This window comes from Nostoc sp. (genome assembly GCF_036917775.1).
Lineage (GTDB): Bacteria > Cyanobacteriota > Cyanobacteriia > Cyanobacteriales > Nostocaceae > Nostoc.
The window spans coordinates 1-17558 of the sequence record NZ_JBALEQ010000067.1; the positions used below are offsets into that span (position 1 = coordinate 1).

Sequence of the window (17558 nt, forward strand, 5' to 3'; positions counted from 1 at the left end):
CCAAAACTAGGGCGAAAGTCCAAGTTGCGGCACTCCCTTGTGATTACAGAAGCCGACACTGTACTTGGTACTCCAAGTCAGTGTGGGTAGTTCACTCCTTGATTCAGGCATTTTTAGCAGTTGCAACATTAAAAGTTATTAATCATGGTTCTGTGGTCATAATACTCAACTTGATGTACGCTTAACCGCGATCGCCTATATTAAGTACTGCATTGTATCCAAAAATGCTTTTTAGCTTTAGCTAATCGCGTTGCACAATCTGCTTTTTATCATAACTATACGTAACCATCCATTGCTTCTCTACCAAAGCCGATTAAAATAAATACGCAACTTGGGCTTCCATAGGAGTTATCCAGCCGTGCAGCCGGACTTAATAGGCTTGGAAATTAGTAAGGGGGAACTGAGACGTTTAACTGGATTCGATCCAGAAGACGTTTTCCGTCCCTCTGTTCTGCGAGATGGCAAAAAGCGATTAGGGTTTTTTATTAATGAAATGCTGGTAACGCTGGCGCTAACGCCAATAATTGTGGGCTTTGTTTATGCGTTTATTATTCTGCCAACAATTGGTTCTTCAATTCGACTAGGAATTCTTTTACTAATTTTAGTGCCAATGCCGATATTAGTGGGGCGATGGCTATGGCGACAATTAACCTGTCCTGAAGGGCTGACAATACTTTTAGACGAAGTTGATAAATATCATGACCTGGTTGCTGCCATCGATATTAATGACCAATTGGCAGCATCAGGAAACGTCGAAAGCAGTATCCATGACCGAGATAAAGTCACCGCCGCCTTGCAACTAATTAGAGAAGATTTAGTCCGCGCTTTGAAAACGGAACGAATTTTGCGAGATAATAAAAAATTGCTTGCTAATAACCAAGAGTTATTTGTAAATAATTTAGCTAGTCTGCAAGCTTTACAAGTTAGTAGTCAAGCAGGTGAATATGCTCAATTGCTAAATCAATCATTGCAAATTGCGATCGATGTGCAAGCAGAAATCAGAAAATTGCAGAAAGGCTAAGAGAATGTTTGTAAAGCTTGGGCGACTAGAAGTCACGGCTACACAAACGTTCGTCCTTGGCGTTCCCGTTCGCGTAGCGTCTCCGAAGGAGAAGGGTAGGCCGCCTGCGCGGACTAAGAGAAAATTAAGATTTATTAACCCACCGAGGTGGGTAAAGCCTAGTGTAGACACGGTTTATAACCGCCCTTTTAACTTTCCCAGAAAACGATCGCCCCATTGACTAAAATGAGCAACAAACCCAAAATAATTGTCCTGGATGATGACCCTACGGGTTCTCAAACAGTCCACAGCTGCTTGCTGCTAATGCACTGGGATGTGGACACTTTACGCAGTGGGTTACAGGACGATTCGCCGATTTTTTTTGTACTGACTAACACGAGATCGCTAACACCAGAGTCAGCTACATCTGTCACCAAAGAAGTTTGCCAAAATCTGAAAATCGCTTTGAATGTGGAAGGAATCGACGATTTTTTGATTGTCAGCCGTTCTGATTCTACTTTGCGGGGGCATTATCCGATCGAAACTGATGCGATCGCACAAGAACTCGGCCCCTTTGATGCTCATTTTCTTGTCCCAGCTTTTTTTGAGGGTGGACGCATTACCCGCGACAGTGTGCATTACTTGATGATTGGCGATATTCCCACTCCAGTCCATGAAACCGAATTTGCCCGTGATTCAGTCTTCAGCTACCATCACAGTTACTTACCCAAGTATGTTGAAGAAAAGACTCAAGGACGAATTAGTGCTGAAGCTGTAGAAAGGTTTCTCCTAGCTGATATTCGCGCTGGTAGTTTGGAGAGCTTGTTACAACTAAGTGGTAATCAGTGCGCTGTCGTTGATGGTGAAACTCAAGATGATCTCAACCGCTTTGCAGTAGATATATTAGCAGCAGCAAGTCAAGGGAAACGCTTTCTGTTTCGTAGTGGCGCAAGTATTTTAACGGCTTTAGCCGCTTTACCACCCCAACCTATTGCCGCCGAAAATATGGCGCAGTATGTGCGCCAAGGCAAACCAGGTGCGGTAATTGTTGGTTCCCATGTGAAAAAGACTACTCAGCAGTTAGAGGCGCTATTGCAAATAGAGGGAACAGTGGGAATTGAAGTAAATGTCGCACGATTACTTGATGATGCAAATCAATCTGCGGTTCTGCTAACTGAAATCAAAGAAAGTACACAGGCAGCACACGAAGCGGGTAAAACACCAGTAGTTTATACTAGCCGTCAGGAACTGAGTTTTAAAGATGTCAACACCCGATTGGAGTTTGGGACAAAAGTTTCAAGTTTATTGATGGATATTGTGCGGGGTTTACCATCCAATATAGGATTCTTAATCAGCAAGGGCGGCATTACCTCAAACGATGTTTTGAGTACTGGACTAAACTTAACTTCAGCCCGCTTACTCGGTCAAATTTTAGCTGGTTGTTCAATGGTGTTAACCCCATCCGATCATCCCCAGTTTCCTGATTTGCCTGTGGTGCTGTTTCCAGGTAACGTTGGTGATGCTGATGCCTTGGGGACAATTTATCAAAGGTTGACTAAACAATCTTGAGTGTTGAGTGAAGATGATGATTCCGAACTACTGCCTTTCTGCTAGAAGATAATTTTTTACGTAGATGCGGATCGGCTACTCTACGAGTTCTCTAAGGGAGTACCCAAGGGTATGGCAATGAACGCAAAGTGAAGATACAAGTAATCTTATGGCGGAAAGGGAGTAATCTATGCTCTGCACTTTCTGGTCTGATCATGTTGTTAGATTTTCCAACTGATCTAATATTGGTAATGATTCGGAGTGTCCCTTGTCTTTTGGCTAGTACTGCATGACTTCTGATTCTGCAATTCCCAATCTAAAGTCAAATTCTGCACTTCCTAATGCAGAATTAAACTCTATCCTTTCGGAGGTAGAGGTAAATCCTAGTGTTTCTGATGTAGAGTCAGATCCTATCCCCCCTGATGCGGAGTTAAGATCCGTCCTCCTTTATTTAAAATCAAATACTGTCGTTGGGGATCTAGAGTCTAATCCTGCTAACTCAGATGTAGAGCCAAATCCTGCTAACCCAGATGTAGAGTCTAAGACTGATGTCGCATCAGATTTTATCTTGACTGATTCAAATCCCAATGAGTCAGCAATATCAGGGTATCGCGTAAATGATAATACTCAAGTCCAGTTAAGAAGTAAGGAGGGACGACTGTTATTAATTTTGCCCCCGGAATCTCAAGTATCTGCCTCAGAACTCAGTTGGTCTGATATTTGGCAACAAATCAGGCAACGTTTGAATGCAGGCGATCGCTTCCGTGTATCTAATACACCTGTACATCTAATGGCACAAGACCGCTTAGTAGATGCCAGGCAACTTCAAGAACTCGCCGAGGCTTTAAGTGAAGTCCAACTGCGGCTAATTTCTGTCTCAACAAGTCGCCGACAAACTGCGATCGCTGCCGTCACATCTGGGTATTCTGTAGAACAATTGCAGCCTGTAACTTCCCTGAGTACAGAGTCAGAAGCTACAGCTACGCCCCAGGCAGATGCCCTCTATCTAGAAACAACAGTCCGCTCTGGAGTAGAAATTCGTCATCCTGGTACAGTAATTATCTTGGGAGATGTAAACCCAGGTGGTATTGTAATTGCAGATGGAGATATTATCATCTGGGGTCGTTTACGTGGAATTGCTCATGCTGGGGCCGGAGGCAATCGTGAGTGTCTGATAATGGCTTTGCAAATGGAACCTACCCAATTGCGGATCGCAGATGCTGTCGCTAGGGCACCAGAAAAATTACCGATGCAATTTTCTCCAGAAGTGGCACATATTATGCCCCAAGGGATTCGCATCGCTAGGGCTAGTGATTTTTCCAGAAACCAATTTGCTAAAAGCAACCAGTAGCCCTGAATATTTACTTAAAAGATGAAGAATATGAAGGATGAAATATAGCGGTTTTCATGTAGATGGAATACACTACTCTAATCCCTTTCCCCTAGCGTTGTGAATTTCATCCCACCGAGCGTAGATGGGGAGCGGCTTGTCGCCAGACACCGCAAAAAAAAATATTCATCCTCGCCCGAATCAGGGAGACCAGATATTTCTTCATACTTGATACGATACTTCATACTTTATACTTCAATTTACGGTTTTATATTTCCTGAACCCTCATTGACCGCATTTCTATCATGACTCGCATTATAGTGATTACCTCCGGTAAAGGAGGAGTGGGTAAAACCACAGTTTCAGCAAATCTGGGCATGGCTTTAGCCAAAATAGGTCGTCAAGTTGCCTTGGTTGATGCGGATTTTGGTCTGAGAAATTTGGATTTACTGCTAGGGCTGGAGAACCGCATTGTCTATACTGCGGTGGAAGTCTTGGCCAGAGAGTGCCGCTTAGAACAAGCCTTGGTGAAAGATAAACGCCAACCCAATCTTGTACTCCTACCGGCAGCCCAAAATCGCTCCAAAGATGCAGTCACACCGGAACAGATGAAGTTACTGGTCAATGCCCTAGCGCAAAAATATCAGTACGTGATCATTGATAGCCCCGCCGGTATTGAAAATGGGTTTAAAAATGCGATCGGCCCGGCCAAAGAAGCGCTAGTTGTCAGCACGCCAGAAATTTCCTCAGTTCGTGATGCCGACCGGGTAGTGGGGTTACTTGAAGCACAAGGTATCAAGCGTGTTCATTTAATAATTAACCGCATCAGACCCGCAATGGTGCAGGCAAATGATATGATGTCAGTGCAAGATGTTCAGGAACTTCTCGCCATTCCCCTGATCGGGGTAATCCCTGACGACGAGCGTGTTATTGTATCTACCAATCGCGGCGAACCCTTAGTGTTAGCGGAAAATCCCTCTTTAGCCGCCACAGCCTTTGAAAACATTGCTCGTAGATTAGAAGGAGAAAGTGTCGAATTTCTGGAGATCGACTCATCCCAAGACAGCATCTTCGCCCGTCTACGAAGGTTGTTGTGGACAAAGATTGTTTAACTTACTTTTCTAGTCTCCGCGCCAGACCTATTCGTAATGATTGAACTTCTAGAAAAACTTTTTTCTCGCGGCCCTGATAGCAGTCGAACTCAAGTTAAACGTCGGCTGCAATTGGTGATTGCTCACGATCGCGCTGATTTAGATCCTCAAACGTTGGAAAAAATGCGAAAAGAAATCCTAGATGTCGTCTGTCGCTATGTCGAAATTGAGACAGAAGGCTTGGAGTTCTCCTTAGAAAGCAACCAACGAACAACAGCTTTAATTGCTAATTTGCCCATCCGCCGGGTGAAAGGAGCCATACCTGAATGGGAAAGGGGTGATAAATAAGTTTTAATAGTTTTAGTCTTAAATATTTTTATTGCAATTGTAACGAGTTGTCCCAAGTTTTAGATTCAATAAACTCCTATATTGACATATTTGGGTGGGTGTCAATATAGGAGTTTTGAGTATAGAAAGTACCCAATAAAAAATCTCCCGTTATCCATCGGTGATGATAACGGGAGTAGATAAATTATTCTATAAACTATCGGTAAGCCACTTGTGGCCCTGCCCAAATCTCTGTAACCTTTTTACCAAAAGTAATCGGCTGATCTTCGTCTGTTGTGGGTACAGTCTTGCCATCATTAGCAACTTGCATTAGTGGCCAGTTTTCATCACCCAATTCACCTGCACGGAATAGTACATGATCCGGTTGCTTTTTACTCCAACCTAACAAGACGGCAATTTTCTCATGCTCATCTTGCTCATTAGCAGGAGCAACTATATTAGCGTGATTTTTTTGCCGATCCCAAATCACTGCACTATCAGTAGAATCGCCTGTGTTAAATATCCCTTCAAACTTGCGTGCTAAAAAGCGATCGCCTTTTTCCGACCAGCTAACCGGAACTAATACCCCAATTTGACCATTCGGATTAGCCTCTTCTGACGAAGAACCCTTGAGAGCTTTTACTTTTAATAAAGGATCGCTAACTGGAGTAGTTGAAGCCATTACCCACAACTTCTTCGTGTGCATATCTTGGACAAACAGAACGCTGGTAACACGGCTGTTATACATTTCGGGTTTTACTTCTAGTTGCACCCGGCTATAAACAGCATATTTACCATCTGGAGAAACCACAGGTACGCTACGGTAGTGACGAACTCCAGAACCACCGTTGGAGCCAATTGCTTCTTGAGTCGCTGTAATCCATTTCCAAGGAATAGGATGAGGACTACCTATGGGATCTATTTGTTCAGCTTGGGACTCATCACGTGGTTCAGAAACAGGTATTTCTGTTGTTGTAGTTGGTTGTGACTCTCTAGGAGTTGGCGCTACTTGAGTTGCTGTCAATGATTTAGTAAAAGACTTTTCTCTAGAGAGAGATTTTTCTTGTCCTGTCAAAGATTGGATATTAGCAGCTTTGAGTTTTTGTACTAGATTAAGCTGACTAACAGGAACATCTGTTAATGGTGCAAGTTCAACTGCTGCCAAAGTATCAGGAACAGTTAAATCGTTGTTTAACCCATAACTATCTGCTTGAGCAAAAGACTCAATTTTATCTGATGGTAATACTTGCGGTTCCTGGACAGCAGGACTTTGCGTGGGTACAGAGTCAAATTTTTCTGTTGAAAAATCGATTTTATCTGTTTTCGATATTTCAGCTATCTCAGGTTCCCCAACTACAGCTATTTCCTTTGATACAGAGTCAGAATCTCCAGTCTTCGAAGTTAGTTTAGCTACTTCGGATTTTACAGGGAACGAGTGAGCCGATGCCCCTAGTAAGGGTGCAATCAGTATCACAACGACAACGTAATTGAGAAATGGTTGTGCGCGGAACCATCCTGACAGCAAAAGGGGTTTAAGCATTTGTAGACTCTCTAGAGGGGCGGTTGCTATGTGAGAAGCAATACCTATGCAGCAATGGGGCAGGCAGTAATTATATGTATAACAAGAAACTAAAAACTTTGACGAGATTTTTCCTTCAAAGTTGGCTGAGTTTTACAAAAATTAAGTATCATTGTCTACACCTTTTCTTACTCAGGTACTGAATATTTTTTTGCAAAAGTATGCGAGTATAGTAAATACGCTGATAACTCAGTAATTACTACACGATATATAATCTTCCTGTTGATATACCCGACAATACTAAAAAGAAATATTAGTCAAAGGGTATTCAATTTATAGTTGAGGCGATAACGCTGGCAACAAAAAATGAGATAACTTAAGCTATTGGGGATCGTACTAGTTGTAGCTAGTACACAATCAACAAGTCAGGTTACACACTAAATATAACAGCGCAAACCCTCATAATGGTAAACGTGAGGTGTTATGTGAAAAGCTGGGGAAGCAGACGCATAATAAATCATACTCAGAAAATACTGCTGTCAGCAACCCAAATTTAAGAATTGCAATCTCAGCTACAAAATAGCTAGAAGACGCAATAGTTTTTTACAAACCCAACTGCATTTAATGCCAATTCGGGGTAAACGTTCGGGAACACAACAAAACTAACTTGGTAGATGCTCTAGCGGCTCGTGACGAGACACCACTAAACGATGAGGGTTTCCTAAAGGCAATGCAGCTGATACTAGCTGTTACACTTGTCAAGTTAACTATGTAAGTTAATCAAACAGCCTTTTGGTTTCACTCGATACGAAAATATTGTACCACCAAACAGCCGATATTATTTACCATTAACTAATGACTTACGATTACAAATAATTATTAATGAAAATTGTATTTTTTGGTACACCACAGTTTGCTGTACCCACCTTGGAAAAGTTATTGAATCATTCAAAATTTGACGTGTTGGCAGTTGTCACTCAACCAGATAAACGCCGGGAACGGGGAAATAAACTTACTCCTTCACCTGTAAAGGCGATCGCTACTGCCCACAGCTTACCAGTATGGCAACCCGAACGAGTAAAAAAAGACACTGAAACTTTAACCAAACTCAAAGAATTAGACGCAGATGTATTTGTTGTTGTCGCTTATGGGCAGATTTTATCGTCAAAAATCTTAAAGATGCCAAAGTTAGGCTGTATTAATGTGCATGGCTCGATTTTGCCCAAATATCGGGGTGCAGCGCCGATTCAGTGGTGTTTGTATAATGGTGAGAAGGAAACGGGGATCACAACCATGTTAATGGATGTGGGGATGGATACCGGGCCAATGCTAGAAATAGCCACTACACCGATTGGATTACTGGATAATACTCAAGATTTAGCTGAAAGACTAGCTGCGATTGGTGGGGATTTGTTAGTGGAAACTCTGTTGAAGTTGGAACGCCAGGAAATTCAACCAATACCCCAAGATAATTTGTCAGCTACTTATGCACCTCTGATTCAAAAAGAAGATTATGGTTTGGATTGGTCAAAAAGCGCGATCCAGTTACACAATCAAATTAGAGGCTTTTACCCCAACTGCACGGCTACCTTTCGTAACAACTTGTTGAAAATTACCGCTTCGGTTCCCCTTGGTTCTGTGAGCGATCGCATCCCACCAGAATTACAAGAATTAATTCCTAAATTGCCTGATTTGTCAAATGTATCAGACAAACCGGGAGTTGTGGTGAACATTACCAAAGGCATTGGAGCGATCGTCCAAACTGGGGAAGGTTTATTGCTGTTGCGAGAGGTTCAGCTAGCTGGGAAACGTCCCCAGTCGGGATGGGATTTTGTTAATGGTACCCGCTTAACTGTGGGAGAAGTTTTTGGTGCGGGTAGTTGAGGGAAAATAACTCTTAACTCCTTGTACAGACGCGATTAATCGCGTCTCTCCTAAGACTTTTCATAAAAGCGGCAAGATTCGCAAGGGCCATCTGGGTTGACTGCACAGCGAATGAGTTCTGAATGAGCATTGTAAGAGCAGGTGGCATCGCCAACTACCCAGCGTCCACCTACCAAACTTTTTTCAGATGGCCGTTTAGCCGACTGCACGTAAATAGCAATATTATGTAACCGGTAGCGCCCAGCTTTGAGTTGGTATTTATGACGGCGTTCTAAAACCGCATAAGTTTTACCTTCAAAATCGAGATAATTTCCGGGTTGGGGTGTCCAATCAAGTTGCACTTTACCGAGTGACTCACGCGGATGCGTCAGAATCACCTCGGTTTGTAAAGAGTCTGGCTCCATAAGCTTATGTGATTTGATTTACATTAGAAGAATGGTATAGCATAGCTTTCTTTAGCTTACCGAATTAAGATTACCTTTTCGCGTACCTACAGATTAAGGCAACCAAAAGTCAGGTAGGATAGATTTTCCCAAGTCACGTAGAGTTTGGTTAAGCGATCGCGCCACTTGGATATGTGCTTCATCCTCTTCTACAGCTAAAATCTCGGCTGGCTGACCTTCTCCCAAATAAGAGACCACCAAATTCGCCGCCTCTAAACCAGTAACATAAGCCTTTTCCTGTGACCAGGAACCATGACGGTTCACAATCCAATCCCCACTCATAAACACATTCTCAAAACTTGTCTTCGCGGGCAACATATAACGATAGCTACCAGGTGCAAAGTGAGTCACCGCCTGAGATAGCCGAATTATACTGCTATCAACGATCTTTGCCTCCCCGAAGGCAGGTACACAAGTTGCTAAATAACCCTGAACTATTGTTAAAATCTCCGCATCACTCAAACTGAGAAACTGATTTGCGTGATAAAAATCAGCTTCAATCACCGTTCCTGGCTCATCTCGATATTCATCATGTAAGGCATTCAAATCAAAAAACGTCCAACCTGTACTTGTGTCGAATCCGAAACAAGCATTAGAAGGACGGGGAATATCAATTTTGCGGTCAAACCATAGCCGCGTTGCTAAAACATCAATCCCTCCTAAATTGCTCAAATTACGGAATTCTTCACGGCTTTGTAAACTAAGGCTAGTTGAGACAATTTTCTTCATCCCCGTGATCCCAACTGCAAAAATCACGGCATCTACTTCAATTACTTCATCACCGCAAACCACACCTTTCGCCCGATGATTGCTATCAACAATTAAGTCTGTAACTCGGCGCTTGGGTAGCACTCGCGCACCAGCTTTTTCAATCTGTTCTACCCAAGGACGAAATATCTTTTCTCCAACAGTTCCCCGACACCAAACTACATCAAAATCAGGTTGATGAGCCAGAATAAAAAAGTAAAGCATTCCTAAAGTTGCTGCGGCCGAACATTGTTCACCAGGGGCAAACAAGCCGACTAATAACATTGGTTCAAAAGCCTCGCGGTAAAGTCGTGCAGAAACATTAAAGTTTTTGAACAATTCCCTAGCAGTTACAAAGTCATAGCGCCGCCAAGCATCATCAGAATTGTCAAAATCAACAACAGCATATAGTAAAGGCAGGGCGCTTAGACGGTCAACTAGTGGCAATCGTTTAAACTGAGTATATAGAAAAGTTCCTAGTGGGGATGGGAGTCGCGGTAAGTCCTGAAAAATCGGTGATTCAACTTCCAAGCCTGCTGGTGAATATTGCGAAGAACGAGTCCAAGTAGTAAAAGGATTAATTTCTAATTGATTAATTAAGGAAAAAATATTTTTGTAAGGATACCAAAAGCCATGAATGCCAGCTTCAACAGATTTTCCGGCGGCTGTTTGCCAACCAGCCACCAATCCACCTGGATAGGGGCCTGCTTCTAGAAGGGTCACATCATAGCCTTGTTTTGCCAAATGGTAGGTTGCTCCTAAACCAGCCCAACCAGCACCTACAACTACCACCCGTTTTTGTTGTGATCCTTCTACCATCCCAGCCTCCGATTGTTGCTGTCCATCAACTAATGTATACGAACTTGTGTTCTGATCGGATGACAGGTTGTTACTATAGCGGTTTTCTTGGGGATGCAGTTCAGTAAAAACGCCTTGCGGTTAATGCTGAGTTAAGAGTATAACAGAAAACAGACTTGACTATTCATGAGGAATAATCCTAATGACTCAATTAGCAAATACAAAATTCAGTTTAAATGACTTTGAATTACGAGATGGTATTTATTTTCCTAGTGACTATGAACAATTGAATAATACTCAACATAAAAAAACATGGGACGCAATTGGTAAAACATATTATGGTTCACAAAAAATTGAAAAACTTGCAGATACGTCTCCCATCAAACAAGATTACACTTTACTAACTGGTACACCTGGAGGTACTTGGAACAAATTTCCATTGAATAAAACTGTTGGCTCTATTCTAGAGATTGGCTCTGGTTATGGCCGCGCACCTTTACATCTCTCAAAAGCGAAAAATCTGAGATGCGAAAAATATTATGGTATTGATATTTCTGAACCTTTATTGCGGCGGTTAATCAAGGTTAAACAAGAATATAATTTTTTCCCAGAAGCTGAATTTAACTTGATTTGTACTTCTGCGGAAATTTTGCCTTTAGAAGATAATTCTATAGATTTGGTAATTTCTAACTGTGTCTTTATGCACATACCAGATGCACAATTAAGAAGCTTGTTGACTGATATATTTCGTGTACTAAAGCCAGGCGGAATTTTTGTTTTTAATCATTCCTTTCACAACAAATCTTGTCCTTCTCATATTATCCATAATTTTATCAGAAGGCTGAATCCATTTGTGAGAAATCCCGTTTATCTCAAGCAATATTCTGGTGCTGAAATAAATGAGATGTTAACGGCTGCTGGCATCCAAAATAAGTGCCCAGAATACATTGTGGAACCAACGGCAGAATATGCAATATTACCGGAAACTATTAAAGGAATTCCAGTACCTTTTGCTAATGCTATTAACAGAAGTCTTAAACCATCAGATGCTTTAAAAGAAACTTTGGCTTATGGTTTTAGTGCTTACAGCACGAAACTAGACTAATTCAGAAACTCTTCTATTGGGTGAAAGTTTGTAGTCGGTAGCCTTAATGAAATCTTATCTGAGTCGGGGATATTAGCGATCGCTAATATCCCCGACTTATTACCAGAAGTTGGGGATCTGACTTTTCACACCATCTAGAAAGCCTCTCTCCAAACCTCTCTTCTTACAGTGGAGAAGCTTTGAATTTTCTCCTTTCCTTACTAGGGAAGGGCGCTAGGGGGTTAGATTTGGCGCACATGACGTGAAAAGTCAAATTCACTTAGGCAATAAAGTCTAAAGCGGTAGATACGTTTGTAGTATCTTGCACAACAGCAATTAGGTCACTATTTCTGTAGATGAGGGTATCTAAGGCTCCGGTACCGCTAAAGTTCAAGGTTTTTTGAAGAGTGTAGTTACTGATACTACCACCAATCCTAATCTTGTCACCTTCCGATCGCTTGAAGTCTGTGATTAAGGCATATCCACTGCCTAAATAATCAATGTTGGTGTTAAAAGATCCATTAAAACCAAGGCTGAATGTATCCGCCCCAGTACCGCCAGTATACCTGTCGATTTCGCCGCTATTACCGCCATATCCACTGAAGAAATCATTGCCTGCACCACCAATGAGTGTGTCATTACCACCTCCTCCGTAGAGAAGATCGTTACCATCTTCACCACTCAAGTAGTCATTACCTCCGGGAGTACCGCTACCATTGGTGATTTCGTCGCCGAAGAGTACATCACCACCCGTTCCACCATAAAGTGAGTCATTACCAGTTCCACCGATCAGGTTATCGATGCCATCACCACCGTAAATATAATCGTTCCCACCTTTACCTTGAAGGTAATCGTTTCCTCCCAAACCACTCAGGAGATTTGAGTATTCATTTCCTGTAATCTCATTGTTGAGGTTGTTGCCAATGCCATAGTAAGCAGTATTTGCATACAACAATGTTAAATTCTCCAGGTTTGCCCCTAGAGTGTAGCTAGCATAGGATAGAACGGTATCAGTACCTTCGTTAATATATTCAGTAATCGTGTCAGCCGTATCTCCTGTTGCAGAGATGAGGTAAGTATCATTACCTGTTCCGCCAAGTAAAATATCTGTGCCTGCTCCACCCCATATAAAGTCATCGCCTGCTTCACCAAAAATAACATCATTGCCGTTCTCTCCGTAAAGGATATCTTTGCCAATACGGCCCAGAATGGTGTCGTTACCATTACCGCCAAGAACCAAGTCATCTCCCTCTCCAGCATCGATTATGTCATCTCCGCCTTTGCCATTAATCTGATCGTTGCCTCCATAGCCAAAAATCGAAATATCAGCGGATTCAGTACCGTTTAGATTGTCATTGCCAGAAGTACCGTAGATAGCCATAAAAATATCCTCTTAGTATTTTTCAGAGAACTTACGCAAGTGTCATATTTGTTTTGTAAAGGTTCTCCAGAGCAGAGCCTGAGACTTTTGTAGCCTTGGGCTTTGCTCTTGGCTCTACCTAACAGAAAATGTATATGCCAGTTGTATCAGTCCTGACATATTCTCCAATATGAATATTTTGTTTTTCGGATTTTATTGAATATTTTTATGTAATTTCAGTAAGTCGGTGAGAATAACTAAACTACATTAATTAATGTAAAAAGTATTGAAATTATTTCCTAACTAAGCTTGGTGTAGAAAGCCTTTAAAGGGAGTACAGTACGAACCATTAATTATTTACACTGACTTACTTACCAACTTTACCAGCATATTTGAACTCAAGTTGGTAAATTAGGGATTAGTTGAGCTAATTCTTCTCTAAGCAACTATGCCATTGGATTTATCGCCTCTTTGGATATCACTCAAAACTTCATTACTTGCCACATTTATCACCTTCTTCTTGGGCATTGCTGCTGCCTACTGGATGCTGGGATATGGTGGTAAAGGTAAATCGTTGATTGAAGGTATCTTTATTGCACCACTGATTTTACCGCCTACAGTTGTCGGTTTTTTGCTGCTGCTATTTTTTGGCAAAAATGGCCCTTTAGGGAAACTCATGGAGTCTTTTGACTTCACCATCGTTTTTACTTGGTATGGTGCTGCGATCGCAGCCACGGTAGTTTCTTTCCCTTTAATGTATAAAACTGCACTAGGAGCCTTTGAACAAATAGATGGCAACTTGCTGCGAGTAGCTAGAACTCTTGGTGCAACTGAAACCACAATCTTTTGGCGGATCAGTTTACCCCTGGCACTACCCGGCATTGTCGCCGCCACAATGTTAGCTTTTGCCCGTGCTTTGGGAGAATTCGGCGCAACGTTAATGCTGGCTGGTAACATTCCCGGACAAACGCAGACAATCCCAATGGCGATTTATTTTGCTGTGGAAGCGGGAGCAATGAATGAGGCGTGGTTTTGGGCGATCGCAATTATGGTGATTTCTCTATCTGGAATAATTGCAGTTAACTTCTGGCAAGAATTGAGGGAAAAGGGGAGAGGAGAGGGAGCAGGGGGCAGGGAGCAGGGAGCAGGGGGAGAAATTTTCTACACCCCAGACTCTAACTTTGAATCTGGCGGATTGTTTGTCAATATTGAAAAAATTCTTCCTAGTTTTGATTTAAAAGTTGCTTTTACTTCTGATGAGCAACCCTTGGGATTGTTAGGAAGCTCTGGAGCAGGTAAGAGCATGATTTTGCGCTGTCTTGCGGGGATAGAAACGCCCTCTAGTGGACGCATAGTTTTAAATGACAGAGTACTGTTTGACTCAGAACAAGGAATTAATCTACCCAGCCGCGATCGCCGCATTGGTTTTTTGGTGCAGAATTACGCGCTATTTCCGCATTTGAGTGTGGCGCAAAATATTGCTTTCGGTTTGCCCAAAAAGCTATCTGCTGGAAGTATTCGGGTGCAGGTAGAGGAGCAACTAATAGCGATGCAGTTGCAGGGATTAGGCGATCGCTATCCACACCAACTTTCTGGAGGTCAACAACAACGGGTAGCCTTAGCAAGGGCATTGGCAAGTCAACCGGAAGCATTGCTTTTGGATGAGCCGTTCTCGGCACTTGACACCCATTTGCGTAGTCAATTAGAGCAGCAAATGACTGAAACTCTAGCTGACTACCAAGGTGTGACTCTATTTGTCACCCATAATATGGAAGAAGCTTATCGGATTTGTCCGAATCTATTGGTATTGGAGCATGGTAGAGCCGTTCATCATGGCAGCAAATACGATATTTTCCAGCATCCTGCTACCGTTAGTGTTGCTCAACTTACCGGATGTAAAAACTTCTCCCGTGCTGTTCTCCAGTCATCACAACAGGTAGAAGCAATTGATTGGGGTTGTACTCTTCAAGTCATTGAACCAGTCACGAGCGAATTATCTCACATCGGTATTCGTGCCCATCAGTTCATTTTTACCAACGACTCATCACAGGAAAATACCTTTCCCTGTTGGGTAGTACGAACAAGTGAAACGCCCCACCGAATGACATTATTTCTCAAACTACATTCTGCTGGTAAAAATTCTCAAGATTACCATCTGCAAGCTGAAGTCTTCAAAGAAAAATGGGTGACTATGAAAGATCAACCGTTTCCTTGGTATGTGCGTTTAGATCCTCTGCGCTTGATTTTGATGGAGTGAACGCAGAAATATATGGGACGTGGGAAATTATCCAAAATCATCTTACTTCAAGCGCCCAGACCCCAAAGAGTCTGAGCGCTTGAATATTAGGTTGCAGAGAAACTTCTGCTAGTTAGGGAAATTAAGCAGTCATCATTTGCATACTTCTGCAAGACTCTGCACATTTGCGGCAAGCAGCAGCACATTCCATCATTTTCATGTCATCGCTCATCATCTCACACGCCATTGCAGTGCGATCGCACATTTCCGCGCAGAGCATACAAGTGCGTTCCATGAACTCAGAACCACTCATCATCATATTCATACACATCATGCACATTTCAGAGCAATCGCGCATCATGCTCATCATGCTCATCATGTCCTTGTCCATCTGCATACCACCTTTGGCCATGCAGTAAGTCATGGTTTCCATGCACATTTTATGACAGTCCATACAAACTTTCATACAAGCTTGCATTTCGGCAGTCATGGTTTCAGTCATCATCATCATCATCATAGGAAATACCTCTTGATTTTTTGATGCCTAAATAGTGTCCTTGTAAGGACTACTCACAACATTAATCCTATCCTTTGAAAGAGTCAATGGGAGTTTTTTGTCCAGAATTTAGAAGACTACTATCCCGATATAATTACCGGAAATTTGGGCAAATCCTACAGAAGTTTGATGCGGTTTTTTTGGTTATTCTTATACCTTAAGGCTTAGAAACTCTCGTTGTGGAGTGGGGTTTTATGGAGCAAGTCAACTTTTCTATCAGCAAGAAAAAGTTAGAGCTATAATCTAGATTAAAACTAATGTCATGATTTCTTAACAAATACTTTTGTAGAAACATTTATTAAATTATATTAAGCCAGTATTTATTGGCTCTAATGAATATTTGGTCTATTCTTATCGACTTCATTTCAATAACAAAATCTTCGTATTAAGTAAGCCGGTTTAATAAAAGCAAAATGTGTGAAGAAAGGTAAAGAAAGCTAAAACTCTTTTTCCCTTGCCCCTGTCTTATCCCAATGATAATTATTTATGCCGAGCTACTTATTCTTTGCGCTGTTGCTGCAACCATTGTAAAATCCGATTCCATGCCCACCAAGGATCGGAGTCTTGTGCTTGACGCTGGCACTCTTTGCTGCTCAAATAGCCAACATGACCACCGTACTGAGTGAGCAATAAATCGATTGCGGAATTGCGATCGCAGGCTTCTTGTAATTCCGGTATGATGGCTGGGTCAAAAAGTGGGTCATCAGCAGCATATAAAATCAAAGTCGGTTTTGAGATTTGCGGCAATATTTGTAAAGCACTACTAGCTTGATAATATGCTTCTACAGAAGAAAAACCTAATCGATTAATTACCAGTTCGTTATCAAAACCCCAAATACTATTCGCCCGTTCAATCGCCGCCGGGTCAATGCTTCCAGGATGGGCATCATGAATTCGCCATGCTAGTTTTTTTAAATTCTGGGCAATCCCCGCTTCCAAATATCTGCCGAAGGGCTTTGTAACTAGATAAGATAGCGATCGCTCCGAATCCAAACTCGGACAAATCACCATACCACCGCCAATATCGCTGTCTTCTAGTCCTAAATCTTCATACTCCCTAATCACCTCACCAGCCACCTTCACTGCCCATAGTGCCAATTGTCCTCCTAAAGAAAACCCTGTAAACCAAAATTTCCCAGGACATCCCATTGCCTTAGCTGCGGCGGCGATGCGAACAAAATCTTCCCCCTCATACAAACCATCAGAAGTCAGAGTTGGCGAAAATTCGGCAGTTTTCCCGTGGGCTCGCCAATCAAACAACACTACAGCGTATCCTTGAGCGTAGGCTTTACGCCCTAGCACCCTCAAAAACCATTCTGTTTTTAACTCTCCAGTAATGCCGTAAGTGCCGATAATCGTGCTATGGGCATTTTCCGGAATGGCAACCAAGCCAAAAATTGGCACACCTTGGCCACCAACAAAGATTTTCTCGTGATAAGACGGTTCTGGGTCTTTAGTAGTACTTTGCCAGTTACGTTTTCCCCACAAAGCAGTGTATACAGTCATCATCACACCGTTTTGTAAAAACCAAGACGGATTGTAGGGGGGAGTATAACACATCATAGACTATAAGATTTCATGTAGTTGAGTCTTGATTTCACAGTCATTTAATCTTAATATTTATGTAAGATTTAA

15 protein-coding genes are annotated in these 17558 nt (G+C 42.2%); 9 read left to right on the top strand and 6 right to left on the bottom strand.

Going from position 1 to position 17558, the window contains the following annotated elements; translation table 11 throughout:
- The 6 genes from V7K69_RS11200 to minE form a co-directional block, all read left to right on the top strand.
- Positions 1–185 (top strand): hypothetical protein (locus tag V7K69_RS11200; RefSeq protein ID WP_335034335.1); only part of this gene is annotated, 185 nt, incomplete at its 5' end.
- A 173-nt stretch (positions 186–358) separates the two neighbouring features.
- Positions 359–1021: a hypothetical protein gene (locus V7K69_RS11205; protein ID WP_335034260.1), complete on the top strand. Its 663-nt coding sequence runs from the start codon at positions 359–361 to the stop codon at positions 1019–1021.
- 225 nt (positions 1022–1246) lie between these two features.
- Positions 1247–2569 carry a four-carbon acid sugar kinase family protein gene (locus V7K69_RS11210; RefSeq protein WP_335034262.1) on the top strand — a complete coding sequence of 441 codons (1323 nt, stop codon included), beginning with the start codon at positions 1247–1249 and terminating at the stop codon, positions 2567–2569.
- Positions 2570–2837: 268 nt separating this feature from the next.
- A complete protein-coding gene (gene minC / locus V7K69_RS11215; RefSeq protein WP_335034264.1) occupies positions 2838–3899 on the top strand; it encodes a septum site-determining protein MinC in 1062 nt (353 codons plus the stop codon).
- Positions 3900–4183: 284 nt separating this feature from the next.
- On the top strand, positions 4184–4990 hold the full coding sequence (gene minD, locus V7K69_RS11220) for a septum site-determining protein MinD (protein WP_174712164.1): 807 nt from the start codon (positions 4184–4186) through the stop codon (positions 4988–4990).
- Between the two features lie 36 nt (positions 4991–5026).
- On the top strand, positions 5027–5317 hold the full coding sequence (minE, locus tag V7K69_RS11225) for a cell division topological specificity factor MinE (RefSeq protein WP_012410010.1): 291 nt from the start codon (positions 5027–5029) through the stop codon (positions 5315–5317).
- Positions 5318–5513: 196 nt separating this feature from the next.
- On the opposite strand, the gene V7K69_RS11230 is transcribed toward minE, so the two are convergent.
- Positions 5514–6836, bottom strand: coding sequence for a hypothetical protein (locus V7K69_RS11230; protein WP_335034267.1), 1323 nt, complete (start codon positions 6834–6836; stop codon positions 5514–5516).
- Between the two features lie 861 nt (positions 6837–7697).
- Between V7K69_RS11230 and fmt the strand changes: the two genes are divergently transcribed.
- A complete protein-coding gene (fmt, locus tag V7K69_RS11235) occupies positions 7698–8699 on the top strand; it encodes a methionyl-tRNA formyltransferase (RefSeq protein WP_335034269.1) in 1002 nt (333 codons plus the stop codon).
- Between the two features lie 50 nt (positions 8700–8749).
- On the opposite strand, the gene V7K69_RS11240 is transcribed toward fmt, so the two are convergent.
- Both V7K69_RS11240 and V7K69_RS11245 read right to left on the bottom strand, forming a co-directional pair.
- Complete coding sequence (locus tag V7K69_RS11240) at positions 8750–9103, bottom strand: DUF6464 family protein (protein ID WP_012410013.1); 354 nt, start codon at positions 9101–9103, stop codon at positions 8750–8752.
- A 93-nt stretch (positions 9104–9196) separates the two neighbouring features.
- Positions 9197–10708 carry a hydroxysqualene dehydroxylase gene (locus V7K69_RS11245; RefSeq protein WP_335034272.1) on the bottom strand — a complete coding sequence of 504 codons (1512 nt, stop codon included), beginning with the start codon at positions 10706–10708 and terminating at the stop codon, positions 9197–9199.
- A gap of 181 nt (positions 10709–10889) precedes the next feature.
- Here V7K69_RS11245 and V7K69_RS11250 point away from each other — a divergent pair, with 181 nt between their 5' ends.
- Positions 10890–11792, top strand: coding sequence for a class I SAM-dependent methyltransferase (locus V7K69_RS11250; protein ID WP_335034274.1), 903 nt, complete (start codon positions 10890–10892; stop codon positions 11790–11792).
- Between the two features lie 259 nt (positions 11793–12051).
- Here V7K69_RS11250 and V7K69_RS11255 read toward each other — a convergent pair whose 3' ends face one another.
- Positions 12052–13152: a calcium-binding protein gene (locus tag V7K69_RS11255; RefSeq protein WP_335034276.1), complete on the bottom strand. Its 1101-nt coding sequence runs from the start codon at positions 13150–13152 to the stop codon at positions 12052–12054.
- 427 nt (positions 13153–13579) lie between these two features.
- Between V7K69_RS11255 and modB the strand changes: the two genes are divergently transcribed.
- Positions 13580–15388 carry a molybdate ABC transporter permease subunit gene (modB, locus tag V7K69_RS11260; protein ID WP_335034279.1) on the top strand — a complete coding sequence of 603 codons (1809 nt, stop codon included), beginning with the start codon at positions 13580–13582 and terminating at the stop codon, positions 15386–15388.
- A 121-nt stretch (positions 15389–15509) separates the two neighbouring features.
- Here the strand turns inward: modB and V7K69_RS11265 are convergent, their stop codons facing one another.
- The gene (locus V7K69_RS11265) at positions 15510–15881 is read right to left on the bottom strand and encodes a four-helix bundle copper-binding protein (protein ID WP_335034333.1); all 372 of its coding nucleotides are present in this window, start codon (positions 15879–15881) and stop codon (positions 15510–15512) included.
- 540 nt (positions 15882–16421) lie between these two features.
- A complete protein-coding gene (locus V7K69_RS11270) occupies positions 16422–17486 on the bottom strand; it encodes a YheT family hydrolase (RefSeq protein ID WP_335034281.1) in 1065 nt (354 codons plus the stop codon).
- Between the last annotated feature and the right edge of the window lie 72 nt (positions 17487–17558).